The organism is Streptomyces sp. SAI-170 (assembly GCF_049739565.1).
GTDB lineage: Bacteria > Actinomycetota > Actinomycetes > Streptomycetales > Streptomycetaceae > Streptomyces.
This window is the reverse complement of record NZ_JBMGQD010000001.1, coordinates 8,259,790-8,285,413: the sequence shown is the minus strand read 5'-3', so window position 1 is coordinate 8,285,413 and position 25,624 is coordinate 8,259,790. Positions and strand designations below refer to the sequence as shown.

Below are 25,624 nucleotides of genomic sequence, written 5' to 3'. Positions count from 1 at the left end.
CGCCCCCGCTACCGGCCCCTCTGTACGGCGAACTCGTTGCCGTCAGGGTCGAGCATCATCACCCGGCTGCCGTCGCCCTCGCCGGTGTCGGTGCGCGTCGCGCCGAGCGCGATCAGGCGGTCCACCTCCGCCTCCCAGTCGGCGCCGGTGGGGACCACCAGCTCGAAGTACAGCCTGTTCGTGCCTGTCTTCGGCGCCACCGGGGGGCCGCCCCACGTGATCTTCGTACCGCCGTTCGGCGACTGGATCGCGGTCTCCTGGTCCTGGTCCCAGACCAGCGGCCACCGCAGCGCCTCGCTCCAGAAGTAGCCGACCGCCTGGGTGCCGTCGCAGGCCAGTGCTCCGATGAAACCGGTGTCGGCGAGGAACTTGTTGCCCGCCTGGATGACGCAGAACTCGTTGCCGTCCGGATCGGCGAGCACCACATGCCCCTCCTCAGGGAGCTGGCCCACGTCGATGTGTTTCCCGCCGAGCTTCAGCGCCCTGTCCACCGTCTCCTGCTGCTGCTCCGGAAAGGCGCTCGTCAGGTCGAAGTGTGCCCGGTTCTGACCGGTCTTCGGCTCCTGGCTCGGCAGGAAACGGATGCGGAACCCGTCGGCGTCAGGAGGCAGGAGCGCGATGTCGTCGTCCGCTCCTTCGGCCAACTCCCAGTCCAGGAGCCCGGACCAGAACCGTGCCAGGCCCGCGGGTTGGGTCGCATTGAAGCAGATCGCGAACAGTTGACTGGTCATACCCCGGTACATCTCCGATCCGCTGACGGTCGACAGAGCGCACGTCGCCCTCCCGCGAGCGCAGCCTAGGGTCGCCGCGCAGGCACCCGCATCCGAGTTTCCGTCGTGGGGTGGCCCGGTGTCGCGACGGTACGAGGGCGGCGCCGCAGACGCCGCGGCAGATCGTCCCGGAGTCCGGCCGACGGCATGCGGACGCGCTCACCGACCGGACCGGGTCCGGAGGCGCCCGAGCCGCATGACCTGGACACAAAGGCGCCCAACAGCCGTACGGCAGACCTCAGTTGAGCCACCATAGCCCTCCGGCGCATGTTCCACTGGAAAATGCCAGAACCTCCACCCCTCGCACACACGGTGCGTAACGTCTCCCTCACTCAGCCGGACCGAGGGTGGGAGGGGCGCCGGCATGCCCGGAATCGACGAATGTCTGCTGGAGGCCATGCGGCTGCCCGGAGCCAAGGGGGCCGCGCTGGTCGACTGGACGAGCGGGCTGGCGCTGGGCCAGGTCGGGGAGTTCCCCGGCGGTGACCAGGAGGCGGCCGCCACCGAAGCCGCCGAGGTGGCCCGACTGGCCGCCGAGCAGCGGACGTTCGCACCCGCGGACGGCACGGAGGCCGACCCGCCGGTCGAGGATCTCATCATCAGCAACCACGACAGCTTCCATCTGCTGCGGTTCCTGCGGACGTCGTTCGACAGCAGCGTGTTCCTGCACGTGTGGCTCGGCCGCGCGGACGGCAACCTCGCTCTCGCCCGCATCCGGCTGGAGGAGATGGCGGGTCGGCTGGTGCTGGGATGACCGTGGTGGACACGACACCGCCCCGGCTGCCGATGCGCGAGACGGCGGCCCGGCGGACGGGCGGCCTCTCGCCGATGCTGAGCCGCCTGTCCCACGAGCGGGCCACCGGCGCGCTGGAACGTGAGCACGGCACCCTGTACCTCGCCGACGGGCAGGTGGTGCACGCCGACAGCCCCCTGGCCCCCGGCCTCGACGTCCTGCTCCCGGCGCACGGCACCCTGTCCGCCGAGGCCTGGCGGGACGCCTCGGCCCAGGCCGACGACCGGCGCGGCGCCGCCCGGCTGCTGCTCGACACCGGCCTGATCGCCCGGGGCGCGCTGGAACTGTGCCACACCGGAGTGCTGTTCGACGCCGGGTACTTCGCGCTCGCCCCGAGCCGTACGCCGGGCCGCTTCCGCTACGGCGACCGGCATCCGCTCGGGGTGCTGCGGCCTGTGGCCGTGGCGGCGCTGGAGCGGGAGACCCTGCGCCGCCGCGCGCTGCTGCACCGGCTGTGGCCGGACGACCGGCCCGACAGCATGCGGCTGCTGCGCGGCACCGGGGCGGACACCCGCGCCGCGCAGCCCGCCCGTCGGCGGGCCGTGCTGGAGCTGGTGGACGGAGCGCGTACCGCGCCCGAGATCGCCCACGCGCTGGGGCGGCACACCTTCCACACGCTGGTCGCCGTACGCCGGCTCGTCGCGGCCGGTCTGGTGGTGGCAGGCGCCCCGCCCCCGCGGCCCGACCCCCCGGCGGGCCCGGCCCCGCCCCCTGCGACCGACCCCGACATCACCCTGCTGAAGAGGCTCAGGGATGCGCTGGAGGCCCTTTGAACGGCAACGACCGCGAACCGGGAGGAGCGACCTGATGGCGGCCCAGGCCGAGATCCTCGACGAACTGCTGCGGCTGCGGGCCCGCTTGCCCCAGCTGACCGGTGCTCTCGCAGCGAGTGTCGACGGGCTCGTACTCGCCCACGACACACCCGGTGTGGAGCCGGAGGGCCTGGCGGCGCTCACCGCCGCCGCACTGGGCGTCGCCCTGCGCACCTCCGACGCGACCGGCCGGGGCGAGCTGCGCGAGCTGCTGCTGCGCGGCCACAACGGCTATGTCGCCACGTACGCCGCCGGCCCCTCCGCCGTCCTGACGCTGCTCGCCCAGGACCGGGTGAACGTCGGCCGGCTGCATCTGGAGGGCCGCCGGTCCGGCGCGCACATCGCCGGCCTCGTGGCAGCCGCCGAGCCCGCCTCCGCCGCGAATGCCCCCACCAGGGCCTCCGCGAAGAACACCGGCCGGCTTACGACCCGGCCCACCGCCGCACGCACCACGACCCCCACCGGCACACCCGCCGCCGACTCGACCCTGACCGAACCGACCCGCACCACCGAACCCTGAAAGGAACCCAGCCATGGCCAACACCGAGACCGCGCTGAAGGAAGCCCTCGCCTCCATCGAGGGCGCCACCGGAGCCGCGCTCGTCGACTACACCACCGGAATGGCGCTCGGCACGATCGGCGGCAGCAAAAGCTTCGACCTGAACGTCGCCGCCGCGGGCAACACCGATGTGATCCGCGCCAAGATGCGCACGATGGAGCACCTGGGGCTCAAGGGCGAGATCGAGGACATCCTCATCACCCTGACCGACCAGTACCACCTGATCCGGCTGCTCAGCGGCCGCAGCGGCAACGGCCTGTTCCTCTACCTGGTGCTGGACTCCAAGCGGGCCAACCTGGCGATGGCCCGCCACCAGCTGCGGAAGATCGAGCAGACACTGGAGGTCTGAACGGGGCTCAGACCGTCACGACGGCACGGCGGCGGGCCCACCCTGGGCCACGTCGCCTGCCGCGACACGGGTGCCGCGGACACAGGCCGCCTTGAGCCGGAAGCCAGGGCGCTGATAAAGATCCAGGAAGCGGGTGTTGCCAGGGCTTGATCGCGTCCTGGTCGAGCCGGCGCCGCACGGCGGAGGCGGACATCGTGCCGGCAATGGCGCGGGCGACGACCTCGCAGGCCGGTTCTGCGGCCGACCGGCGCGACAGCGGCGTAACGCTCTCCGCGGGCAGCTGACAGGCCAACGCCCGGGAGAGCCGTTCACGAGAAGTGGATGAGCCCTTCCTGCGGCGTGCCGCCATGCACGGTGATTCCGGTCAGTTGGTGGCCGTCAGTGCCTCACGTGCGGTGGTGAGGATCTCCTCGGAGAGCGGCGAGCCTTTGGTGGCCCGGGACAGGACGAGTGCGCCGAGCATGGTGCACAGCCGGGTGATGCCGTCCTGGTCCTCGGTGGCGAGGAAGTCCGCGAAGTCGCTCACTCCCTGGGTGTAGACGCGGCGGGCCTCGCCTTCTCCGCCGTCGCGGGCCATGTCGGTGGCGAGTGCGGCGGCAGGGCACCCGTCAGCCGCGCTGTCGCGGTGCTCGGCGGAGAGGTAGGTGTCGATCAGCGCCCGCTGGGCGGCGTCGCGCTGCCCGGCGTACTGATCGAGCCCCTCCCTGTGGTGCTGGGCGAGTTCGCCGAACGCGTGGGCGGTGGCTTCGTCGATGAGTGCCTCCTTGGAGGCGAACTGCTTGTAGAAGCCGCCGTGGGTCAGACCGGCAGCCTTCATGAGGTCGGCGACGCTGACGTGGGTCCCCTGTTCCCGGAACAGACGGGACGCGGTTTCCACGACCCGCCGGCGGTTCTCCTCCGCCTGCGCCTGCGATACGCGGCCCATCGGCCACCTCCCCGATTGGATGTCGACTGGCATCTATCTTAGCCCCGTGTTTAGATTGTAGTCGTAATCTAATTTGTGGGTCGCTTGACGGCGGCCGAGGCAGTGGGAGTGGGACATGGAACTCAAGGACGCGGTAGCCGTGGTCACCGGCGCCAACCGGGGGCTCGGGCGGCATCTGGCGGCCCAGCTCGTGGAACGCGGGGCCAAGGTGTACGCGGCGGCCCGTCGCCCCGAAGAGGTAGACCTTCCGGGTGCAATCCCGCTGCGGCTCGACGTGACGGACGCGGAGTCGATCCGGGCGGCGGCTCGCACCGCCTCCGACGCGACGCTGCTGGTCAACAACGCGGGCATCTCCACCGGAACGCCCCTGATGACGGGCAGCCCGGACGCGGTGCGCCGGGAGATGGAGGTGAACTTCTTCGGCCCGCTCGCCGTGACGCGGGCTTTCGCCCCGGTCATCGAGTCCAACGGCGGCGGCGCCGTGCTCAACGTGCTGTCGGTCCTGTCCTGGCTGCACCCGGCCGGCCTCGGCGCCTACGCCGCCGCGAAGGCCGCGGCATGGGCGCTGACCGGCGCGGCCCGGGAGGAACTGGCGCCCCGCGGCATCACCGTCACGGCACTGCACGTCGGATACATGGACACCGACATGGCCGCCCGTGTTCCCGCCGACCAGAAAACCGACCCCGCCGAGGTCGCCGCCCAGGCGCTGTCCGGCATCGAGCGGGGACTGCCCGAGATCCTCGCCGACGAGACCACCCGGCATGTGAAGCGGAGCCTGGCCGCATCACCGAACGCGGCGTGAGGCGCGCCCGCCGCATCGGCGTGGGCGTCATGACCAGCAGTGATCACCAGAAAGTATCTCGTACCGGGGCAGCCGGAACCGAGCGAAGATCCCGTCCCTGCGCGGACGAGAACAGGGAGACGGCGATGAAGGCCTACATGATCCAGAAGTACGGTGACCAGTCCGCGGTGCGTGCCGCCGAGATGCCCGAGCCGGAGCCGGGCGCCGACGACGTGCTGGTCAGGATCCATGCGGCGAGCGTCAACCCGCTGGACTTCAAGATCCGCGACGGCGACTTCAAGCTGATCCTGCCGTACCGACTGCCTCTGGTGCTGGGCAACGACCTCGCCGGAGTGGTGGTCCGGGTCGGCTCGGCCGTCACCCGGTTCGCGGTGGGTGACGAGGTCTACGCCCGGCCGGACAAGGACCGCATCGGCACCTTCGCCGAACTCATCGCCGTCCACCAGGACGACCTGGCCCACAAGCCGGCCACCCTCACCATGGCGGAGGCCGCCTCCCTTCCCCTGGTAGCCCTCACCTCATGGCAGGCGCTGGTCGAGAGGGCACAGGTCCAGCCGGGCCAGAAAGTCCTGATCCACGCGGGCGCCGGCGGAGTGGGCACCATCGCCCTCCAGCTGGCCAGGCACTTGGGCGCGCACGTGGCCACCACCGCGAGCGCGGCCAACGCCGCCCTGGTCAAGGAACTCGGCGCAGATGTCGTCATCGACTACGGCGCCCAGGACTTCGAGGAGGTCCTGGACGGCTACGACGTCGTCCTGGACACCCTCGGCGGCAAGACCCTGGAGAAGTCGCTGCGCGTACTCAAGCCAGGCGGGAAGGTCATCAGCATCGCCGGGCCGCCCGACGCGGACTTCGGCCGCGAGCTCGGCGCGAACCCGGTCCTGCGGCAGGCGATGAACGCGCTGAGCTTCAGGACCCGACGCCACGCCAAGCGCCAGGGCGTGAGCTACTCCTTCCTGTTCATGAAGGCCGACGGCGACCAGCTGCGTGAAGTCACCCGGCTCGTCGACGCCGGAGAGATCCGCCCCGTCGTCGACCGTGTCTTCCCCTTCGAGCAGACCAGCGAAGCCATGGAGTACGCCGAGAAGGGCCGCGCCAAGGCCGGCAAGGTCGTCATCGCGATGGCGTGAGGGCCGGCACTCGCCACACCACCGACAGGCCCCGGGCAGCGAGAGAACCCCGCCTCCCACCACCCCTGCCTTCCACACCCCCAGGAAACGACCATGAGCGCACCGCGCAGTTCCCCCACCGCCACGCCCGCCCCGTCGTCGTCGTACAAGGACGCACCGACCCGTTCGGTGTCCGTGAACGGCGTCGACTTCGTCTACCGGCAGCTCGGCCCGGAAGGAGGCGGCGTACCGCTGATCCTGCTCCATCACCTGACCGCGGTCCTGGACAACTGGGACCCCCGCGTCATCGACGGACTCGCCGCCCGGCGCCGGGTGATCACCTTCGACAACCGCGGAGTCGGCGCGTCGGGCGGCTCCACCCCCGACACCGTCGAAGCGATGGCCCGCGACGCGGTGCTGTTCATCCGAGCCTTGGGCTTCGAGCAGGTCGACCTGCTCGGCCTGTCGATGGGCGGCTTCATCGCCCAGGTCATCGCCGCCGAGGAACCGCAGCTGGTGCGCAGGGTCGTCCTCGCGGGCACCGGCCCCGCCGGAGGCCCGGGCATCGACAGGATCACCGCACTCACCCTCCGGGACGTCCTGAAGGGGTTCCTGACCCGAAAGGACCCCAAGCAGTTCCTCTTCTTCACCGACACCGAACACGGCCGACGCGAAGCACGCGCCTTCCTGGAACGGCTGAAGGAGCGCACGGAGCACCGCGACAAAGCCATCTCGTTGACGTCGTTCCGAGCCCAGCTGAAGGCCATCCACCGGTGGGGCCTCCAGCCGCCGGCCGACCTGTCCCGCATCCACCAGCCAGCCCTGGTGGCCAACGGCGAGAGCGACCGGATGGTGCCGAGCGAGAACACCCTCGACCTCGCCGCACGGCTGCCCCGGGGCGAACTCGTCCCCCTCTACCCGGACGCCGGGCACGGCGGAATCTTCCAGTACCACGACGCGTTCGTGGCCAGGACCCTCGCATTCCTCGAAGCACGGCCCCACGCCTGACCGCTGATGCCGCATCCCCCGCCGTCCCATCCCGGGCGCGGCCGGGACGAGGCGGGCCCGGGCGAGCCGGCCCGCCCTCGATCAGACGCCCTCCTGCCCGCCGGCAGTCCAGTGCCTGGCTGCCGCCCCCGCCGGCCGGATCGGGGCGAGTAGGCTGATGATCATGGCTGGTGAGAGTGATCTGCAGAAGCTGCTGAGTGGCATGCGCCCGGAGCTGAAGCCGGGCCGCTATGTGTTCACCACGGTCGAGGGCGGCGTGCCCTCCGGTGTCACCCCTCTGGTCACGGTCGCCGAGGACGAGGGCTTGACCCTGGTGGTGCCGCTTGAAGAGGCGGATGCGGCAGGGCTGGCATACGACTACGTGGCCGGCTGGATCACGTTGCGCGTCCATTCCGCGCTCGACGCGGTCGGGCTGACCGCCGCAGTCTCGCGGGAGCTTGCCGACGTCGGTCTGAGCTGCAACGTCGTCGCCGGGTTCCACCACGACCACCTGTTCGTCCCCTACGAGCACGCCGAGCGGGCGGTGGCCGTCCTGGACGGCCTGGCACACCGCTCGGCCTGACCAGATCCAGGAGTGGGCCGGTCCAGGCACGATCGCGGCTACGAACAAAGCCGTGCTCGGGCCGCGGCTCGCACCTCGGGTGTCTCCATCGGATCATCGCGCAGTACGGCAATCCGTCCCAGCGCCTCCGGAGTCGCGGGTGCAGAGGCGATCGCCGGCAGCCGCGCCGTCTCCTCGCAGTCCCAGAGAGACTCGGTGTACGCGTAGTTCAGACCGTCCCTGTCGATGCAGGCGAGTGCCTTCAGGTACGCCGCCCGCTCATACGAGTGCGGGGTGCGCAGCCAGAAGCGCCGCAGGTAGGGCGCGGCGGCAGCAGCGGCGGGCCCGAATCGGGCCAGGCGTCGGGCGGTCCGATCGGGGCCGCACCAGGTCCGCGCCGACCACTGCTCCGCGAGTTCCTCCACGAGTCCCGGCACAGCCTCCGGCGCGGGGTGTTCGGCCAGGACGTCGGCTCCCAGCTGCGCCAGCCACGAGCGTTCGTCCCGCACCCAGCCGTGCGCTGCCGGTACCGCAGCCGTACCGAGGCACTCAACGGCCCGGCTCAGCAGAGGCAGGGGCAGGCGGCCATCCGGGGGCCCCAGCGCTGGGACGAGCGGGATCAGTTCCTCAGTGGGCTCTCGGCTGTTCAGCGCACGCAGTGCGTCGGCCTTCGTGCCGTCTCCCGTACGAGCGTCGGCGAGCAGGGCGAGGAGGTCTGCGGTGCTGAGCCCAGTCAGTGACGGCCGCGTGACGGGCGGGCGGCTCTGTACCTCGATCCCGAACCGCGTCCACGGCTCGAAGAACCACGGGAGTTCCGCTTCTGCACCGATCCGTGCGCGTGCGACGTCCCCGAGGTCTTCCCACCACTCTGTCGGCCAGCCGGCTGATACCGACTCCAGTACAGGGACCCAGTGCTCGCCGCTGCGGACATACGCCCGAAGCCCCTCCCGGGCCTCGTCCGATCCGGCCAGAGCCAGCAGTTCAAGGACGTCGCAGGCCCGCAAGCAGGATTCCTCTTCCCCCGACAGCTGGTCCACGACCGGCGCTGGGGACAGCTCCAGGTCCCGGATCAGCCGCGCCAGGTACAGAGCCCGGTCATCGGTCCCGTCCCATCGCCAGTCACGACGGATCCCGTCGTACACGAACACGGCGGCTGCCTCGGGATCCTCCAGCGCTCGTACCGCACCCAGGCCACGCCCCCGTTGCAGCAGGCCCTGGAGAGAGTCGGGGTGGGCGTATGACATCTCGTCCTCATCGCTCATCACCCGGCACCCTGCCCGACTCGGCCACCGACCTGCCAGGCGATATCCGACCCTGAGCCGGGCTGCTATCCCCACATCTGATGGCACAGGTCCGCGATCCCGGAGGGGGCGACCCCGTCCGCGCGGCGGCACAGGTCACGCATCTGCTCGGGCTGGACCTGCGGCTGCGGGTGCGGTCGGGTGGGCGGCAGCTTCGGGGCCGGGGGCACCTGTGTGGCCGGCCGGGGCCGCACACGAGGCTGTGCGGGTCGCTGGGGAGCGGCCGGTCGGACTTGGGGTGCGGCCTGCTGTGGTGGCGCTGCCGTGGCCGGCTGCTGTACGGGCGCCTCGACGAGGGGAATGCGGTCCGGGCGGTGGGTGTGCTGGGGCTTGTCGCGCTCCCGGCCGGGCCCGGTCCGCACCAGAGCGGACCGCTGCGAGCGCTGTGTCACCGACGGTGCGGGCCCCGGCGGTGTCGGCCGGTCGGGCAGGGCCGGACCGTGCACTCCCTGCGGGCGGTCCTCCCGCGCCGGAGTGCCGGGGGTCACCGTGGCGCAGGCCGTGACGCTCAGGAGGACCAGGGCCAGGAAGGTCATGGGGCGAGGTGGCACCGGCCCACTGTGCTGCACCGCGGGCCCCGGCGGGCGGCACCACGGAAGCCGGTCATCACAAGGAGGGACCCGGAGCAGCGATGCTGACCTGCGATCAGCCCGCCCGACGGGTCGTCAGCAGCGGTCAGCCCGCGCGCTAGGTAACGTGGGGCCGTTTTCTCGTAGCGGGTGGCGATGCCTCGCCGCTGCCCGAGACGGTGGAAGCGGCGTTCGACGACGTTGCGGCGCCGGCAGACGGCCCTGTGGAAGCCGCAGGGCCGTCTGCCGCCCGCGAGCTGGTCAGGAGCGTCCGAACCAGCGGGGCTTGAAGCGGGGCCGGGGCGCGGCGTCGTTCGCCTGGGCCACTGACGGGGCGTCGTATTCGCGGGAGATCACCTGGACCCGGCCGGACTCGACGTCGTGGCGCACCGTGTCGAGGCCCCGACGGTCCAGTTGGGTGATGGTCTCGGCATGAGTGGTGGTGTTCAGGGCGAGCATGCCGATCTTCGGGCCGCTACGGCCGAGCTTCACCTCCTCGCCGAGGAGGGTCTGCATCAGGCGGTCGGCGGAGGCGGAGGGCAGGGCTTCGTCCACGGCGACGTGCAGCATCAGGTGTTCCTCGCCGCTGGCCCGCCACCGGACCTGCGCCACCCAGACCGAGCGGACGGCGGGGAACTCGCGGATCCGCCGAGCGAGTGCGTCGCGCAGGGCGACCGCCACCGGGTCGGTGGACCATTCGAGATTCATTTCCGCCCCCGGGCCGTAGGTCGCCCACTCCCGCAGCACTTGCTCGCGAAAGACGGCCGCCGCCGACCATGGAGCCCGCCTGTTTGAACACCGCCTGGTGAGTGAACGTTGGCTGCTCTGCCGACAAGCGGGGCGTCTTCGCCGCACGAAACGGGCCCGAGCACTGCGACGCGCATTTGCGGGCCGACAGTCGTGGCTCGTCGTACACGAGCCGTCCTGATCACGGCCCCGTGGGTGATCATCACAGTTGATGACCGCCTACCGTCACGCTTTCGGGAGCCTGACGGCACGTCAGGCGTTCAGTTGTGGCGCGGGATGCCCAACATCCTTATGAGCTCGGTGAGTTCCTCCTCAAAGAGCTTTTGCGGGCTGATGGTCTGGGTGTGCATGTGGCCGTAGACCTCCAGGGACACGAGGCCGTGCAGGTGCCCCCAGATGCGCAGGGCGAGGGCGACGGCTGCGGGGGGCAAGTCGGGGAAGGCTGGGCGCACCTTGCTCAGGAGCCCGGGGTCGAAGTCGGACCAGACGAAGGAGCTGTCCTCGTAGAGGTGCTGGGCGTGGGGCCATGCGGCGGCGGCGAGTGCGGTGAGGCCGGTGCAGACCCTGCGCGCGGCATCCGGGGCGGGGCCGCCTTCGGGAGCCTGGTAACCGGGGACAGGGTCGCCGTAGATGAGCCGGAAGCCCTGGGGGTTCACCACGGCCCAGGTCCGGAAGGCGTTGGCCCATGCCGCGATCCGGACGGCGGGATCCGTTGCGGGAGTGGTTTCCCAGGCGGCGTCCACGACATCGGCCAAGGCGGTGTACACGTCGTTGATGAGCGTGGTGACGAGGTCGTCCCGCGTCGCGAAGTAGCCGTAGATGGCGTTGGCGGTCATGCCCATCTCGCGGGCGATGGCCCGCAGTGTGATGGCGTCCGGCCCGCCCGAGGCCATCAAGGCCAGCGCGACCTTCTTGATCTCGGCGGTCGTCTCGGCCCGTAGCCGCTCTCGCCTGCCCCTGCTGCCCGTGACTGTCACAGCGAACACTCTACAGCGTCAATTTACTTAGCCCCGTACTGAAACTTCACACCGTATAGTTTCTCTACGGCGTCACCTCCGTGGCGTCCTACGTCTGCATGTACTGGGGAGAGCCATGCACATCGGAGTCATCGGAGCCACGGGCACCATCGGCAGCCGGGTCGTCACCGAAGCCCTCGAACGGGGCCACCACGTAACGGCATTCAGCCGGGACGCCGCTCAGGCACAGCGTGCGGAGAGCCGGGACAACATCACCTGGCGAAGCGTCGACGTCCTGGACTCCAAGAGCATCGCCGGTGTCCTGCCCGGCCTCGACATCCTGATCAGCGGATTCCAGCCGGGCAACGCCGCCGACGACTTCGCGGACACCGTACGGCGCTCGATCGCCGACCCCACCGTCTATGCCACGGCGGCACGGGCCCTGCTGAGGGCTCTGGAGAGCCACCCGCGGACCCGGCTCATCGTGATCGGCGGCGCCGGCAGCCTCGAAATCGCCCCCGGAGTGGTGCGCGCCGACTCCGACGAACTCCTGCACACCACCCTCGATCAGCTGGGACTGCCCCGCGAATACGCCGCAGCGGTACGCGGACACCGCGACGCCCTGAACGTCCTGCGGACCTCGAACCGGCTGTGGACCTACTTCAGCCCTGCGGAGGAGATCGCACCCGGTGAGCGCACCGGTCGCTTCCGGATCGGTGGCGATCAGCCGGTCTTGGACCCTGATGGCCGCAGCCGCATCTCGGCGGAGGACGCCGCCGTCGCCTTGATCGACGAGGCGGAACTACCTCGCTTCGTCCAGCGCCGCTTCACCATCGGCTACTGAAAGACACCGTGCAGATCCTCGTACGGGAGCCGCGCCTGTTTCGCCTCCGCGGAGCCTGCGTACGGAACGCGCCACCCGAAAGCCCCCGCACGGGGAGGGGTGGCGCGCCGGGGGTGACGCCTTGTCTCCGGTTCACCGCCGCCTCGGTCGCACGGTGATCTTCGGTGATCGTTTCCGGTCCATGTGCGATCGCGAACAGGGGTGAGCGGGCAGTGAGGGCCGGTCCGGAGGATGTCCGACGGTGGGCGATTGCGAGGGTGCTTCCTGACGCAGTGATCTCTGCGGACCTCGCCCCGACCTCGGGCGAGGACGACATGACGGAGGACACATGAACCTGTTCGATCTGATCGGGCGCCCCTTCCACCTGCACACCAGGGCCGACTCGTTGGCGATCGGCGCGGACGACGGCCAGGTCATGGTGGGCGGCAAGCCGAGCCCCTGGCAGCTGGAGCCGGCGAGCGGGCGCGACGCCTTCAGGATTCTCAGCTCCGAGAACCTCTCGCTCGCCTGGACCGCCCTGGAGGGCACGAAGCCGCTGCGGGTCGGCCTGCTCCCATCCCTCGACCCCGATGCGTCGAGCTTCCGCATCGCGCCGTTCGCCGGCGAGGAGGGGGCGTACGAGATCCTCTACGGCCAGGACAAGGGCGTCTCCGTCTACAAGCCCAACGAGACCGGCCCCCAGCCCCTGACCCTGCTGGGCGCGTCGAGCGCGTACCCCATCCTGATCACCCCCGCCTGAGCGGCCGGTCACAGAATCGGTCACCTCGGGATTGCCTGCCGAGGTGACCGCAGAACACGGTGTGCCGTCTCCTCGTACAGCCGGGGTGCGGCCGTATTCGCCCGGACGCACCCTGGCCCCATGAGGGCCGCAGCGCCCGACGGATCACGAACGGCAGCGCCTACGCGTGCAGTTGCTCCGGGGCGGTCAGGGGCGCCCGTACCGCTTGCACTCGAAGTACGTGATCCATTCCGGAGGATTGCCGTCATCGAGGCAGACACGGACGTATCGAGCACGTTCTACTCTCCAAGCGGCGTATCAGCGGTGTCCAGAGGGCCTTCAGGCCGACGACGCGCCACCACTGCTCGGTACTCACACCTCAACAACGGGGCCTTGGGTGCGGGGCGAAGCTCAGGTACGAGGGCTTGAGGGCCGGCGGCCGGCCCACGCAGGGGCGGTGTCGCTCCGCCGAGGGTTTCCCACCTTCGGATGGTTCGCTGCCGTCAGCGATCAAGAAGCCCGGCCGGAACGTCGACTGATCATGCGGGCGCCAGTGCACGGTGGCAGCCCTCGTTCGCCTGCGCCACCGGAAAGGTTCGGCACCGTGACGCTCCCCTTGGACAAGCCCGTTCCCTCGCCGGCAGCACAGACCGGCACGCCGCAGACCGTCGCCTGCCTCGCACGGGCGGTCCGCTTCAGCCGGACAGAGGCGAGCGTGTCGTGGCGCATGCTCGCGGACAACGTGCTGGTCAATGTGGTGCCGCCGCTGGTGTTCGCCTTCGGTGCCTGTCTGCGGAACGAAGTGTCGGCTCGGCACACACTCGGGAACCTGGGTGCCGTGGGTGTCCTCGCCTTCCTGTACGGCTACGTCTTCGACGCGTCCAATCAGGCCCGCGGCGCCGAGGAGGACCGGCTGAACAAGCCCTACCGGCCCGTCCCGGCCGGACTGATCACCCCGGCCGGCGCCGCTCACCGCTTCTGGCTCGTCATGCCCCTCTACACACTGCTCGGATGGCAGTGCGGCGTCCTGGAGTGGGTGCTGCTGTGGCAGGCGGACGTCCTCGTACTGAACTTCCTGTGCACTCCGCGTGCCTACTTGTGGTGCAAGACGCCCTGCATGGTGGTCGGGACGGCGGCCCAACTCGCCGCCGCGTGGCAGTGCGTGGCTCCGCTGGACGGCACCGCCATCACATGGATCGCTGTGATCGCCCTCGCCTACCCCTTAGCCCTCATCTACAAAGACGTGCGGGACATGGCCGGAGACCAGGCGGCCGGACGCCGCACTCCGGCTCTGGTCTGCGGAGCCTGGGCCGTCCGGATCTGGTTCAGCGGCATTCAAGCCGTCATGCCCGTACTCCTGCACGTCGCACTGTTCGCGCCCAGCGGCGCAGCCCCATGGCGCCTCGGTCTGTGCAGCATGGGAATGGCCGTAGCCTGCTGGATCCCGGCCGTCCGGGCTCTCCTCGTACGTCATCCCGCAGGCGACCGCACCACCTACCAGCTGTTCATCCTTTCCTACGCCGCAGCCCTCCTCGCCGGCCCGATCCTCTGGTGGGGATGACACCGCGGAAGCCGGCACGGCGGCCACCCGCCCTCGCCCTCAGGCGTGGGAATCCGCTGCGGGTCGGGTCGGCGCGGCCTTCCCTCCCTCGCCGGCGATGAGTTCGGGCGGCGGATCGGGTCTGCCCTGGCATGACTCGCATCAGCACCACTGTCCACGTCAATGAGGTCGCCTTGGGCGTCGAGTCGTTCGGTGACGACCAGGCGCCACTCGTCCTGCTCGCGGGCGGGACGACGATGTTGTCGTGGCCCGACGCGCTGTGCGAGCGCCTCGCTGCCGGCGGGCGCCGTGTGGTGCGCTACGACCTGCGCGACAGCGGGGAGTCGACGACGGCGGACCCGCAGGCGCCCGCGTACACGCTGCGCGACCTCGCCGCCGACGCGGCCGCCCTTGCCGACGCGCTCGGCGGCGGGCCCGCGCATCTCGCGGGGATCGGCGTCGGCGGGATGGTCGCCCAAGTGGCCGTGCTCGACCATCCGGGCGCGTTCTCGGCGCTCACCCTGGTGGGCACCCGCGCGGTCGCGCCTGGCCCGCCCGACGACGACCTTCCCGGCCATGACCAGGCGACGATGAGCCGGCTGTTCGCGCGTCCCATGCCCGACTGGACCGACCGCGAGGCGGTGGTGGAGTTCGCCGCCGCGGGCGCGGAGGTCCTCGGCAACGACCCCGTCGCTGCGCGCGCGATCGCCGCGCGTATCTGGGACCGTACGCCCGGCACCGCACCTCTGGTCCAGATGGCCAACCAGATGGGCATGGTGTTCTCCAGGCTCGACTGCACACCCCGCTGGCGCGAGCGTCTGCCCGAGATCGACGTCCCCACCCTCGTCGTCCACGGCCACCGCGACCCGTTCTTCCCCGTCGGCAACGGCGAGGCGATCGCGCGCGAGATCCCCGGGGCACGGCTGCTCGTCCTCAAGGAGGCCGCCACCGCGATCCCCGATGCGGCGGTCGGCGAGGTCACCGAGGCGATGCTCACGCTCGGGTAGAGGGCGCGCGTGGATTCTTCGACGGCGAGTGCCGGCCCGCTGCAGGCCCACGTGGAGCGGGCTGTCCGGCGTCGACATCGCTCAGGCGCTGCAGCAGATGCGGGACGAGCGCGGTGACGTTCCACTCGGGGCCCGCCGCCGTGAGGGGATCGAGGCGGCCGGCCGAGGCCGGCGAACGCCGTCGCACTCGTGGCGGGCACCGTCGTGCCGACCCGGGTCAAGGTGCTGCCCGAGGACGGACCGAGCCCGCTCCTGCCCAAGTACATCCGGACGTACTTGGGCTTCCTCGGGACCAAGGCATCCGCTGAACCCGTGCTCGTGTCACTCGGCTTCGCGCCCGCGGGCCCGTCGGGAATCCTGGCCTCGATCTTCTGGACCTGGAGCCTGGGCCGACGGGCGTCGGCCGGAGACTCAGTCCGTGTTCGCGAGCTTCTGGCGCATGACGATCGCGTTGAGCTGCACCGCGAAGGGTGCGGTGTCGGTGAGGCCCAGGGCCCCCACGCGGCTCTTGCCCAGGCCCACGGTGACGTCGGCGCAGAAGGCGACGGCGTACAGGTACGCGCCGGCTTCGTCGTCCTGGAGGGCGAAGAACAGATCGCGGTAGTAGCTGGTGCGGTCCGGCTCCTCCTCGTAGTAGGCCAGCCCCGGTTCGCCCTCCTGCGCGGCGAGGCCGGTGAAGGCGTCCACGAGGTCGTGCTCGATGGTGTCCCAGAACGACGCCTGAGCCGCCTCGGGCGGAAGCGCCTGACGGACCGCCTCCTTGAGCGAGAGCACCATGACCAGGATCGGCGCCTCCTCCTGGAGCCTCCAGCCGCGGACGACCTTGATGATGTCGCTGTCGGGGAGCACGGCGGCGGCATCGCGGATGTGCGTGAAGTCGTAGTTGACGGTGGCGGGTGCGATCGCCTCCTGGAAGGCGCTCTTGAGCGCCTCCGCCTGGGCCTGATGTCCCTCTTCCACCACGGTGACTGTCCTGAAGCAGGCTGCCAACTCACTCTCCTTCAACATTTTGTTGCACGGGTGAGGCGCCAGTATGCCTGCCGCCTCTGTTCTGACACACCGTCAGGTCATTTGGCGCGATCCCGACTCAACGCCCAGCGCGTCTTCCCCCTCTTCCCCGGTGGCAACCGCGGAACGAAAGGACGCGACAGGTGCGTAAAAGACAAGCCGGGCGAGTGATCCTCGCCCTCACCGCGGCGGGAGCGGTGCTGGCGCCGCCCGCGCTGGCGCAGGCCGCCGAACCCCTCCGGATCGACCTGCGGGCCGATGTCGACCGGAACGGAACCGTCGATGTGGCCGGCACAGCGGACGAGGACGGAGAGGACACCTGGTCCGTCGGGCGCGGGGCGCTGTTCCTGCCCAACATCGACGACGACGCCCGGCGCTGCCGCGCCGTCCTCGGCCCCGGTGTCTCCGACACCGTGCTCGCCCGCTGCAACGACGCCGCCGACACCAAGGTCAACGGCACGGCGGACGCCGCGGATCTGGCACGGGTGCGCTCGGTGCCGGCCGCCGGCCTGCCCGACGACGCGACCGGACGGGTCCAGGTGACGACCGGCGCCGCTCAGGTGCGGGTGTACGTCAAGCGGGCCGGTGCCTGGACGCTCGTCACCTCGCAGACCCGGCTGACCGCCGAGGAGCTGCGCGCGGGCGTGGAGTTCGGCGTCGAGGGCCGGGACGTGATCCGCGACAGCCGCGTCTGGGACGGGCGCGCGGTGATCCGGCTGACCGTGACCTCCGCGGCCGGCACCGCGAGCGACGACGTGACGCTGCGCGCCGCCCCGCTGCTCACCCACCACAACCTGCAGAACACCCAGCGGCTCCTGGTCACCGAGGTGAAGGGCGGCGAACCCTGGGCGCGCCGCCAGCAGAGCTTCGTCAGGAGCCTGGAGCAGCGGGCCAAGGACGCCGGGATCACCGCGTCGGCGGTCAAGTTCACGTCCTACGGCGACATCTGGGCGCAGGACTTCGTGGAGCCCGCGTATGTGAGCATGCCCCGGCCGGGCGGCCGGCAGCAGGCGATACGGGTCATGCTGCGCTCCGCGCAGGACCGTCCCGCCGGGCGGGAGCTGTACGCCAGGCTGCGTGGCCCCGGCACCGGCGTGGTGCAGGCGCACGGACGGGACATGCAGGGCTGGGAGACGCTGAACTCCTACGGCAACCTGGAGACCATCCCGCCGTACGAGCACAACGGCCGTTCCTACCCGGCCGGGCGGATCATCATGGGCGAGCGCAGGGACGGCAGCGGCGTCCGGCCGTCGAGCGAGATCCGTACGCTGCTCAGGTCCCAGGGGATGCAGAACCCGCTGCTGCTGGACACGTCCTGGCTGCACGTCGGACACGTCGACGAGTTCGTGCAGTTCCTGCCCGCCGACACCCCGCGCGGCTGGCGCATCGGCGTCGCCGACCCGAAGGCCGGACTGGACCTGCTGCGGGCGGCGAAGCGGGACGGGCACGGCGGGGCGAAGATGTTCTCGGTGAAGCCCTTCGACGGCATGCTGGCACCGCAGGAGACCATCGCGCAGGCCCTCGCCTCCCGCAAGCTGATCGCCGACAACGACCTGGCCGCGACCCGCATCGAGGCGAACCTCGACATCCTCAAGCGGGAGACCGGCGTCACCGACGCCGAGATCGTGCGCGTGCCGGCCCTGTACACCCGTGGCATCGACACCACGCTCACCGGCAGCCGGATGCCGCTGCTCCAGCGCATCGGCGGCACCGTCGACGCCGCCGCCGAGCACGGTCAGCAGCGGCTGCTCGCCCGCGACGGCGCGGCTGCCGCGCCGACGATGATGACCAGCGCCTACGTCCCCGGCGCGGTCAACGGCATCCTGCTGGCCCGTGACCGCTACCTCGCCCCGCGCCAGTGGGGCCCGGTCGTCGGCGGCAAGGACATCTTCACCGCGGCCGTGAGCAAGGCGTACAACAAGGCCGGGATGAAGGTCTCCTACATCGACGACTGGTACACGTACCACCTCGGCATGGGTGAGGTGCACTGCGGCACCAACACCCTGCGGGACACCTCGGCGCCCTGGTGGGGGGTCTGACCACCGGCGGGAGAACGGCGACGGGGCGGGCTGCGGCCCGCCCCGTCGTCGGCTCCGCAAAGCCCCGAGGCGTCAGTCGAAGCAGCCCGTCTTCGCCCCGTCCGTCTCGGAGCCGACCTCTATCTCGAAGCCGGAGCCGGAGTCGAACTCCGGCCCGGCGTCGTAGTCGTACTCGAACTTCAGGTCGTCGGCCGTGGTGAACTGCACGGTCAGCAGGAGGGCTTCGCCGTCCCCGCCCTTGGTGAAGCACAGGCCCGCCGTCGTTTCGGGGGTGTTCGGATCTACGGGGTCGTGCTGCAGGTGCCAGCCGTCCGCCTTGGCGGTGGTGCGGTAGAAGTCCACGACCTTCTGCCGGGAGCCGGGGAAGGCGTAGACGCGCGCGGCGTACAGCCAGGCGTCGCCGGAGTCGTCGACGCAGCGCGAGTCGACCGAGTCGAGCCCCTCCGGGGCGGTCGCCCCTTCGGGGGTGGAGTTCAGGATCGGCTGGGAGCGCAGGTCCTTCAGCCGCGCCTGCGTGTCGTCGCAGGTGTTGAACGGGGAAAGCGCGGAGCAGCCGGTCAGGCCGGCGGTCATCAGGGCGGTGGCCAGGAGCAGTGCGACAGGCAGGGCGAGCGGCCGGACGGGGCGCGTCGGCAGCGGCATGGGGGGTCTCCCGGAGGTCGTGGAGGGGTCGGAGCCTGGGGGACGGGCGGTGGTGACACGAGGGTGCCGGGGCACGCCCTCGAAAGGGCCTGCCCCGGCACCCGTCGGCCGGATCAGCGGGTCAGCGGGTCAGCGGACGCAAGAGTCCCATGACCGCTGTGGGATCACCTCTTCAGGTAATAGTTGTTGTAGAGCCAGCTGCCGGCGTAGTACAGGTACTGGAACAGGTAGCCGCGGTTGGCGTAGTAGCGCATCCAGGACCGGTTGTAACTGCTGGCGACGAAGTTGCGCGCCACCCGGTTGTTGAACTGGTCCTTCTGGGAGTCGGCGCTCGTCTGCCCGTACTCATGGGCGTCGCCGAGACGCTTGGCGGCACGCCAGCCGAAGAAATAGGTCAGCGCGGCCATCCAGATGAAGTGCCGCAGCGCGTTGTTGCGGGACTTGCTTCCGGGGAGCTTCCACAGCAGGACTCCGGACAGCATGGTCGCGAAGGCGCAGCCACCGGCCCCCAGGGCTCTGCAGGCCTTGGCCTCCTCGTACTTCTTGCGCCAGGCCGAGACACGGCCGTCCAGGTCGAACTGGTTGACCGGGTCGGCGTTGGCGTAGTCGTAGGCGTTGGCGCTGCCGCCCCGGACCGGGTCGAGGGACAGGAAGCGTCCGACGGCCGGGTCGTACAGGCGGGCGCCCATGAGCTTCAGCCCGGTGACGGTCTCCGACGAGCGCTGGTGCGCGCCGAGCCAGTCGTAGCGGGTCTTGGCCTGTCCCGCCCGGGGGTTGCCGAACTCGTCGGCGTCCAGGACCGTCGGGGCGACGGCGGTGTCGGCCGGGAGCTGCAGGGTGATGTCGCCGTGCAGGTTGGCCAGCTGCAGGACCGTGCCGCCGGTCTTGGCGGTGGTCGCCGCGAGGGTGCCGTCCGGTCCTTCGACGTTGCGGGTGACCGCGCCGCCGCTCGTGCTCTCCACGATCCAGCGGGGGCTGTCCCCGTCGGAGTCGTAGTGGTTCAGCCGGGAAGCCGTCTGGGCCCAGGTGCCGGAGGTGTTGGTCTCCGTGGTCCAGGCGCGGTGGCGCAGGGCGGCGTCCAGCGTCCAGGTCTGCCGCTCGGTGCCCGCCGTCTGCTGCTGCACCAGGTCGTTGACGTGGTACGCCAGCGTGGTGCCCGGCTTGGCGGTGGTGCGACCGAACGCGTCGTAGACGTAGCCGGTGCCGATCAGCCGGTCGCCGGTGTCGTAGGTGTACGACGTGGTGGTGGCGCCGGTGAGGGTGCAGTCGGCGTTCACCGCGGCGGTGGCCGTGGCCAGCGTCTTACGGTTGGAGTTCTTGTCGAAGGTGTAGGCGCGGGTGGTGCAGACAGCGTTGGTGGCGGTGTCCTGCGCCTGGGTCAGCCGGCCGGCCTTGTCGTAGGTGTACGCCTGGGAGGCGGTGACGCCGGGCGTTCCGGCGTGGGTGGCCGTCTGGCCGTGCACCGTCTCGGTGACGCTGTCGGCGATCACCACGGAGTTGTCGCTGTTGCGGGTGACCGTGCGGGCGGTGGTCGTGCCCGCGGGGTCGATGACGTCCTGCGTGGTGTAGCCGCCGGGCAGGCCCTGGGTGACCAGTGCGCCGTCCTCGTCGTAGCGGGCGGTGAACGTGCCGGCCACGGAGTCCGTCATCGAGGTGAGCAGACCGCGCGGGTCGACGGCGGTGTCGTAGGTGTAGGTGGTGGTCGACGGCACGGTGTCGGTGACGGTCGTCGGCCGGTCGAGCGCGTCGTACTTGGTGGTGGTGGTGCCCCCGTCCGCGTCGGTGTACGTCATCTGACGCCCGAGCTGGTCGTAGGTCCTGCTGATGGTGCCGCCGGTCGGGGAGGTGGCGCTGATCGGGAGGCCGGTTGCGTCGTCGAAGGCCGTGGTGCTCACGGGGACGGCGGCGCCGACTCCGCCCGAGACGGTCAGGGTGGTGACCCGGCCCGCCGCGTCGTAGCCCGTCGTGGTGGTGCGGGTGACTCCGTTGGCCGTTTCGATGATCTTGGTGGCCTGGCCGAACTGCCCGTACTCCAGGACCTTCGTGGGCAGTTGGGCCGGGTTGGAGCCACCGCCGGTGATGTCGGCGGCCGGGGCGAGGCGGCAGATCTGATCCGCCCACTCCGGCTTGCCGCCGCAGGTGCCGGTGCCGTCCGCGGAGTAGTAGGTGACGACCGTGGTGCCGGCGTCCGAGCCGGTGGACGCGGGCTGCGACTCGCGGATCACCCGGCCCTGGGCGTCATACGCGGTGGTCGTGGTGATCGCCAGGCCGCCCGGGTCGACGGTGGAGCTGGTCGGCTGGCCCTTGGCCCAGTCGTAGGCGGTCGTGGTGATCCGCGGGTCCGCCGTCAGAGTGGGCCAGGAGCGGGGCTGCGCGCCCACCGTGACCTTGGTGACCTGGTCACTGACGACGGCGGTGCCGTCGGTGGGACGTCCCGCGTCGAACTCCCGGACCGTGTGCTGACGCGCCATCAGCTGGCTGCCGGCGGCGGCCAGCGTGGTGGTACCGCTGGTGAGGTTCGCGGCCAGGGTGACGCGGTGCAGCGGCCCGTAGGTGTCGGTCTCCCGCTCGCCGCTGGCGTCGAACACCGAGACGTTCGACAGCAGTTGGGCGCGCTCGGCGGAGGCCAGGGACCCGATGCCCAGGTCCGTCAGCCTGTCCTTGAGCGCGGTCGTGGCACCGAGCGCGAGCTCGCGGTTGGCCGCGGACAGGGTGCGGACCACGTTGCCGAAGCGGTCGTACTCGGTGACCGACAGGCGGTGGCCCGGTTCGGCCTTGTTCACCGCGCGGCCGCTGGCGTCCAGGTAGTGGATGCCGGCCCGGCCGTAGTCACCCGCGGTGAGCGAGGAACCGTCGTTGGAGGCGGGCACCTGGTCGGGCGGGAAGACCGCCGTGGCGTCGGTGGGCGTGTCCGACTGGCCCCACGAGGCCGTGGCGGTGGCGCCCAGGTTCTCCGGCGCCGCGGAGCCGGTCAGCGGCACTCCGTAGACGACGTTGGTGGTGGCGGTGCCGTTGGTCTGGTCGGCGCTGCCCGGAGTGAGCGTCGCGCGGGAGACCTTCAGCAGCATGCCGGGGCCGGACGCCGGGCTGGAGCCGGCCTGGCCGTAGGTGAAGGACCACGGCAGCTGGCCCGCGGGCTTGAGCGAGGTGATCCGCCCGGCCGTGTCGTAGCCGTACGCGGTCTTCAGCGCCGGGGAGATCCGCGGGTCCCAGGTCTCGCGGAGCCGGCCGTCGGTGTCGTAGGCGTAGCGCGCGATCGTGGTCGCGGTGGACGCCGAGCCGCCGGGGGCGGTCGCCCACAGCCTGATCGAGGACACCTGGTCCTTCACGTCGCCGAACGCCGAGGACGTGGCGGTGGTGGAGGCCGCGTAGACGAACTCCAGGACACGGCAGCCCTTGACAGTGGAGTCGGCCGCGCAGGAGGAGTTGGACACCGCCGAGTTGCCGGCGACGATCTTCTTGGGCCGGGCGACGACGGTCTCGCCGACCGTGACCGTCTCCGAGACCGTGGTGGTCGTGGAGTTGTCCACGCCCTCGACCCAGGTGGTGCTGGCCCGCCAGGTGTCGCCGCCGGCCTGGACGGGGACGAAGGTGGTGGTGCCGCCCTCGGTGCTCTTCAGGACGAAGTCGCCGCCGAAGCCGCCGGTGAGGGTGTAGTCCTCGGAGCCGGGCTCCGCGATCCACCCGGTCTGCGCCGCGTTGGCGGTGAAGTGCATCTGGCTGTCGTCACCGGCGAGGCCGATGCTCAGCGAGGTCGCCGACGTCTTGTGCAGGTACGAGAACGGGGTGGTGATCTGGTCGGCCGCGGCGCTGTACAGCCACTCCTTGCCGAAGATCGGGGCCTGCTCGTTGGCGGCTCCGGCCTGCGGGGAACGGGAGGAGGCGCTGCGGGTGACGCTCATGCCGAAGAACGAGGCGTCGCCGCCGGAAAGCGTGTAGTCACCGGTCAGCAGGTTGACCGAGCCGGGGCCGATGCTCTCGCTCGCCGCGCCGTCGGCGTTGCGGTCCACCACGACGCCGACCGGGTCGGAGGCGCCGGTCGCGCCCGCGGGGCCGGTGAACTGCGCGCGGAGCTGCACGACGCCGTCGGGGTCGACGGTCGAGGTGGCGTTCCAGGTGAGCTGCGGGGTCTTGCCGGAGGACAGCGCGAGCGGCCAGGAGGCCACCGGGGTGCCGCCGGAGGTCACGTCGCCGGCCGGGAGGTTCACCCAGGCGTCGGCGTCGCCGCGCCGCCACTGGAAGGTCACGGCGTCGAACTTCGGCGACTCGGCCTCCGCCGCCAGCGGCACACGGGCCGCGGTGCGGGTTCCGTCGTCGGGCAGCGTCACGCCGCCCGGGCCGACATGGAAGGTGTACGAGACCGGGTCGGACTTGTTCTCCGCCTTGTCCGTGGCCCGGACCTGGAGGACGTTGGTACCGGCCTTCTCGGGCGCCAGGGTGATCTTCACCGGGGTGGTGCCGCTGGTCGGGACCTTCTCCCAGATCGCGCCGTCCAGCGACCACTCGATGCCGTTCTGGTCACCGGAGGGCGGGGTGACGGTGAAGTCGCCGCTCTGGCCGACGCCCTTGACCCAGGCGTCGGTGGGGTAGTCGGTGGAGGTCACCGCGGTGGGCGCGGAGGGGGCGCTGGTGTCGACGGTGAAGTACGCGTAGGCGGACCAGCCGGTGTTGTAGTGCTGGCCGTCGTACGGCGACGTGCGGAACTTGTACGTCTTGCCGTTGGTCAGCAGTCCCGCGGGAACCTTCACCGCGGCCGGCTGCCCGGAGGCCACGAAGGGCGAGACGAGGACGTCCCCGACCTGCGTGCCGGTGGCGTTGTCGAAGATCTGGAAGGTGCCGTCGACCTTGTCGTTGTTGGGGTCGACGAAGGTGTCCTGCAGGGTCGGCGTCGTGGTGTTGACGAACCACGTGCCGGCGGAGTCCTTGAAGAACGGCGGGCCGGCCTGCTGGTCGGTGCCGGTGCGCGGACGGTAGTTGTAGTTCACCGTCAGCTTGGGCGGGTTCGACGCGGCGTTGGCGGAGTTGACGCGCTTCCACTGCCCGGTGACGGCCTCGTCGGAGGCGCGCAGGCCCATGTGGGACTTCGCGGCCTTCGCCGACGCCCACTCCTGCACCAGCGTGGTGACGTCGGCGTTGATCCAGCCGTCCGGCTGGGTGCTGCAGGAGGCGTTGCCCCGGGTCTCCGAGGAGGTGGCCTTCTTCGCGGTCCAGGTCGGCTGGGCCGTCCAGCGCGAGGAGGTCGAGGCGGCCCCGGTGGACCACACCTCCCACGGCTGGTTCGGGCAGGAGGAGCCGGTGTAGTTGCCGGAGTGGAAGTTCCACAGCGACAGGGTCGCGCTGTTGATCAGGGCGTCGGAGACCGGCGAGGTGTTCCAGGAGATGAAGGAACGCGCCGTACGGAAGGTGCCGTCGGCGTTCTTGGTGCCGGGGTTGCCCAGGTCCAGCTCGACGTCGTTGGACCAGTCGACCGTCTCACCCTGCTGCACGTACGTGTCGAACACGTTGGACAGCGCGGACGTCGAAGGGTCGACCGTGACCGGGTACTTGGTCCTCGGATCGGCGAGGAACTTCGCGTCCGGGGTGATGACCAGGTCGATCGTGCCGCCCTTGCGGACCACCTTCATGCCGACCCTGACCCGGCGGGTGTGCTCGCCGGAGACGGGGTCGACGGTGGAGTCCCACATCACCGGGGCGGGCATCACGGCGGTCTTCTTGTTGTTCCGGCCGGTGAACAGCACGCTGCCGTCGGCCTGCACCTTCGCGTTCAGGCCCTTGGCCTTGAGCGGGAGGGTGTAGGAGAAGGCGTTCTCGGCCGGCTTCTTCTTGATCTCCACGAACTGCTCGAAGCCGGTACGCGTCGCCTCGACGACGACGTCGGCGCCCGGCACGGCCTCGGTGTACTCGGCCCGGGTGCCGTCCAGCTTGGGCTTGGGCAGGCCGCCCTTCCACTGGAGGGTGATGCCGTTGTCGCCGTCGCCGAGGGTGACCAGGTCGACGGCCTTGGCGCCCTGGGCCGCCTCGAGCGAGCGGGCGGGGGTGCCGGTCCTGCCGGCGATCCGCAGGCCGCGGGGGTGGGCCTTGGGTACGACCGCGCCCGAGCTGTCGGTGACCAGGTCCAGGTCGACGGAGCGCCAGTCGCCGCTGTCCTCGTCCTTGAAGCGGATCGGGCCTGCGGCGATCTCGGTGGTGAGCGAACCGTTCGCGTTGACCCAGGTGGTCGAGGTCTCGGTGCGCTCGGACAGCGCCTCGACCCGCTTGCCCGAGAGCCGTGCGGCGATCCGGGCCGACGGAATGTCCGCCGCCTGCACCGCGTACTGCTTCGGCGCGGAGTCGTTCCCCTGGCGCTCGGCCGCCAGCGCGGCGCCGGTCCCGTCCAGGAGGGTGACGGCCATGGCCAGGGCTATGCCGCCGGCGACGTACCGACTGGGCCCTCCGAACCAGGCCTGTTCACGCCATCTTGGCGCGAACGTGTGGTTTCTCATGAAGTTTCCGATTCTGAAGACGTGAATCAACACGCCGCCTGATCAACATGGCGGCTCACGCGCAACTTACAGAGCGTCAAAAAGGCCGAAAGACAGCGTTAGT

The 25,624-nt window shown here is 70.8% G+C and carries 22 protein-coding genes; 13 read left to right on the top strand and 9 right to left on the bottom strand.

Going from position 1 to position 25,624, the window contains the following annotated elements:
* Positions 1–8: 8 nt before the first annotated feature.
* Positions 9–731, bottom strand: coding sequence for a VOC family protein (locus RKD23_RS37210; RefSeq protein WP_424857765.1), 723 nt, complete (start codon positions 729–731; stop codon positions 9–11).
* A 403-nt stretch (positions 732–1,134) separates the two neighbouring features.
* Between RKD23_RS37210 and RKD23_RS37205 the strand changes: the two genes are divergently transcribed.
* Genes RKD23_RS37205 through RKD23_RS37190 form a run of 4 tightly spaced genes read left to right on the top strand, consistent with a single transcriptional unit; the run spans position 1,135 to position 3,283 of the window.
* Positions 1,135–1,524, top strand: a complete 390-nt coding sequence (locus RKD23_RS37205) for a hypothetical protein (RefSeq protein ID WP_424857764.1) — start codon at positions 1,135–1,137, stop codon at positions 1,522–1,524.
* A complete protein-coding gene (locus RKD23_RS37200; RefSeq protein WP_424857763.1) occupies positions 1,521–2,336 on the top strand; it encodes a transcriptional regulator in 816 nt (271 codons plus the stop codon). The genes RKD23_RS37205 and RKD23_RS37200 overlap by 4 nt, the downstream gene beginning before the upstream one ends.
* 34 nt (positions 2,337–2,370) lie before the next feature.
* Positions 2,371–2,895 (top strand): roadblock/LC7 domain-containing protein, encoded by a 525-nt coding sequence (locus tag RKD23_RS37195; RefSeq protein WP_424857762.1) that lies wholly within the window; start codon positions 2,371–2,373, stop codon positions 2,893–2,895.
* 13 nt (positions 2,896–2,908) lie between these two features.
* Positions 2,909–3,283 (top strand): hypothetical protein, encoded by a 375-nt coding sequence (locus RKD23_RS37190; RefSeq protein WP_424857761.1) that lies wholly within the window; start codon positions 2,909–2,911, stop codon positions 3,281–3,283.
* A 364-nt stretch (positions 3,284–3,647) separates the two neighbouring features.
* Here RKD23_RS37190 and RKD23_RS37185 read toward each other — a convergent pair whose 3' ends face one another.
* Entirely contained in the window at positions 3,648–4,208 is a 561-nt protein-coding gene (locus RKD23_RS37185) for a TetR/AcrR family transcriptional regulator (protein ID WP_424857760.1), read from the bottom strand.
* 115 nt (positions 4,209–4,323) lie between these two features.
* Here RKD23_RS37185 and RKD23_RS37180 point away from each other — a divergent pair, with 115 nt between their 5' ends.
* The 4 genes from RKD23_RS37180 (at position 4,324) to RKD23_RS37165 (ending at position 7,689) form a co-directional block, all read left to right on the top strand.
* Positions 4,324–5,010 (top strand): SDR family oxidoreductase, encoded by a 687-nt coding sequence (locus tag RKD23_RS37180; protein WP_424857759.1) that lies wholly within the window; start codon positions 4,324–4,326, stop codon positions 5,008–5,010.
* A 125-nt stretch (positions 5,011–5,135) separates the two neighbouring features.
* The gene (locus tag RKD23_RS37175; RefSeq protein WP_424857758.1) at positions 5,136–6,140 is read left to right on the top strand and encodes an NADP-dependent oxidoreductase; all 1,005 of its coding nucleotides are present in this window, start codon (positions 5,136–5,138) and stop codon (positions 6,138–6,140) included.
* A gap of 93 nt (positions 6,141–6,233) precedes the next feature.
* Entirely contained in the window at positions 6,234–7,127 is an 894-nt protein-coding gene (locus RKD23_RS37170) for an alpha/beta fold hydrolase (RefSeq protein ID WP_424857757.1), read from the top strand.
* A gap of 163 nt (positions 7,128–7,290) precedes the next feature.
* A complete protein-coding gene (locus RKD23_RS37165; RefSeq protein ID WP_424857756.1) occupies positions 7,291–7,689 on the top strand; it encodes an ACT domain-containing protein in 399 nt (132 codons plus the stop codon).
* Positions 7,690–7,727: 38 nt separating this feature from the next.
* Here the strand turns inward: RKD23_RS37165 and RKD23_RS37160 are convergent, their stop codons facing one another.
* The 4 genes from RKD23_RS37160 to RKD23_RS37145 all read right to left on the bottom strand — a co-directional run bounded on the left by RKD23_RS37160 (position 7,728) and on the right by RKD23_RS37145 (position 11,262).
* Positions 7,728–8,930, bottom strand: a complete 1,203-nt coding sequence (locus RKD23_RS37160) for a hypothetical protein (protein WP_424857755.1) — start codon at positions 8,928–8,930, stop codon at positions 7,728–7,730.
* Positions 8,931–8,995: 65 nt separating this feature from the next.
* A complete protein-coding gene (locus RKD23_RS37155; RefSeq protein WP_424857754.1) occupies positions 8,996–9,520 on the bottom strand; it encodes a hypothetical protein in 525 nt (174 codons plus the stop codon).
* Between the two features lie 279 nt (positions 9,521–9,799).
* Positions 9,800–10,246, bottom strand: coding sequence for a hypothetical protein (locus RKD23_RS37150; protein WP_424857753.1), 447 nt, complete (start codon positions 10,244–10,246; stop codon positions 9,800–9,802).
* A gap of 299 nt (positions 10,247–10,545) precedes the next feature.
* Complete coding sequence (locus tag RKD23_RS37145) at positions 10,546–11,262, bottom strand: TetR/AcrR family transcriptional regulator (RefSeq protein ID WP_424857752.1); 717 nt, start codon at positions 11,260–11,262, stop codon at positions 10,546–10,548.
* A 115-nt stretch (positions 11,263–11,377) separates the two neighbouring features.
* Between RKD23_RS37145 and RKD23_RS37140 the strand changes: the two genes are divergently transcribed.
* From RKD23_RS37140 to RKD23_RS37125, 4 genes are all read left to right on the top strand, one after another.
* Positions 11,378–12,085: an NAD(P)-dependent oxidoreductase gene (locus RKD23_RS37140; protein ID WP_424857751.1), complete on the top strand. Its 708-nt coding sequence runs from the start codon at positions 11,378–11,380 to the stop codon at positions 12,083–12,085.
* 328 nt (positions 12,086–12,413) lie between these two features.
* Positions 12,414–12,824 (top strand): hypothetical protein, encoded by a 411-nt coding sequence (locus RKD23_RS37135; RefSeq protein ID WP_424857750.1) that lies wholly within the window; start codon positions 12,414–12,416, stop codon positions 12,822–12,824.
* Between the two features lie 583 nt (positions 12,825–13,407).
* Entirely contained in the window at positions 13,408–14,364 is a 957-nt protein-coding gene (locus tag RKD23_RS37130; RefSeq protein ID WP_424857749.1) for a UbiA family prenyltransferase, read from the top strand.
* Positions 14,365–14,495: 131 nt separating this feature from the next.
* Entirely contained in the window at positions 14,496–15,350 is an 855-nt protein-coding gene (locus RKD23_RS37125; protein ID WP_424857748.1) for an alpha/beta fold hydrolase, read from the top strand.
* Positions 15,351–15,761: 411 nt separating this feature from the next.
* On the opposite strand, the gene RKD23_RS37120 is transcribed toward RKD23_RS37125, so the two are convergent.
* Positions 15,762–16,358, bottom strand: a complete 597-nt coding sequence (locus RKD23_RS37120) for a Type-2Aa cytolytic delta-endotoxin (protein WP_424857747.1) — start codon at positions 16,356–16,358, stop codon at positions 15,762–15,764.
* A gap of 143 nt (positions 16,359–16,501) precedes the next feature.
* On the opposite strand from RKD23_RS37120, the gene RKD23_RS37115 reads away from it, so the two are divergent.
* Positions 16,502–18,397: a protein-arginine deiminase domain-containing protein gene (locus RKD23_RS37115; protein WP_424857746.1), complete on the top strand. Its 1,896-nt coding sequence runs from the start codon at positions 16,502–16,504 to the stop codon at positions 18,395–18,397.
* 72 nt (positions 18,398–18,469) lie between these two features.
* On the opposite strand, the gene RKD23_RS37110 is transcribed toward RKD23_RS37115, so the two are convergent.
* Entirely contained in the window at positions 18,470–19,039 is a 570-nt protein-coding gene (locus RKD23_RS37110) for a hypothetical protein (RefSeq protein ID WP_424857745.1), read from the bottom strand.
* A gap of 164 nt (positions 19,040–19,203) precedes the next feature.
* A complete protein-coding gene (locus RKD23_RS37105; protein WP_424858424.1) occupies positions 19,204–25,431 on the bottom strand; it encodes a DNRLRE domain-containing protein in 6,228 nt (2,075 codons plus the stop codon).
* Positions 25,432–25,624 lie beyond the last annotated feature (193 nt).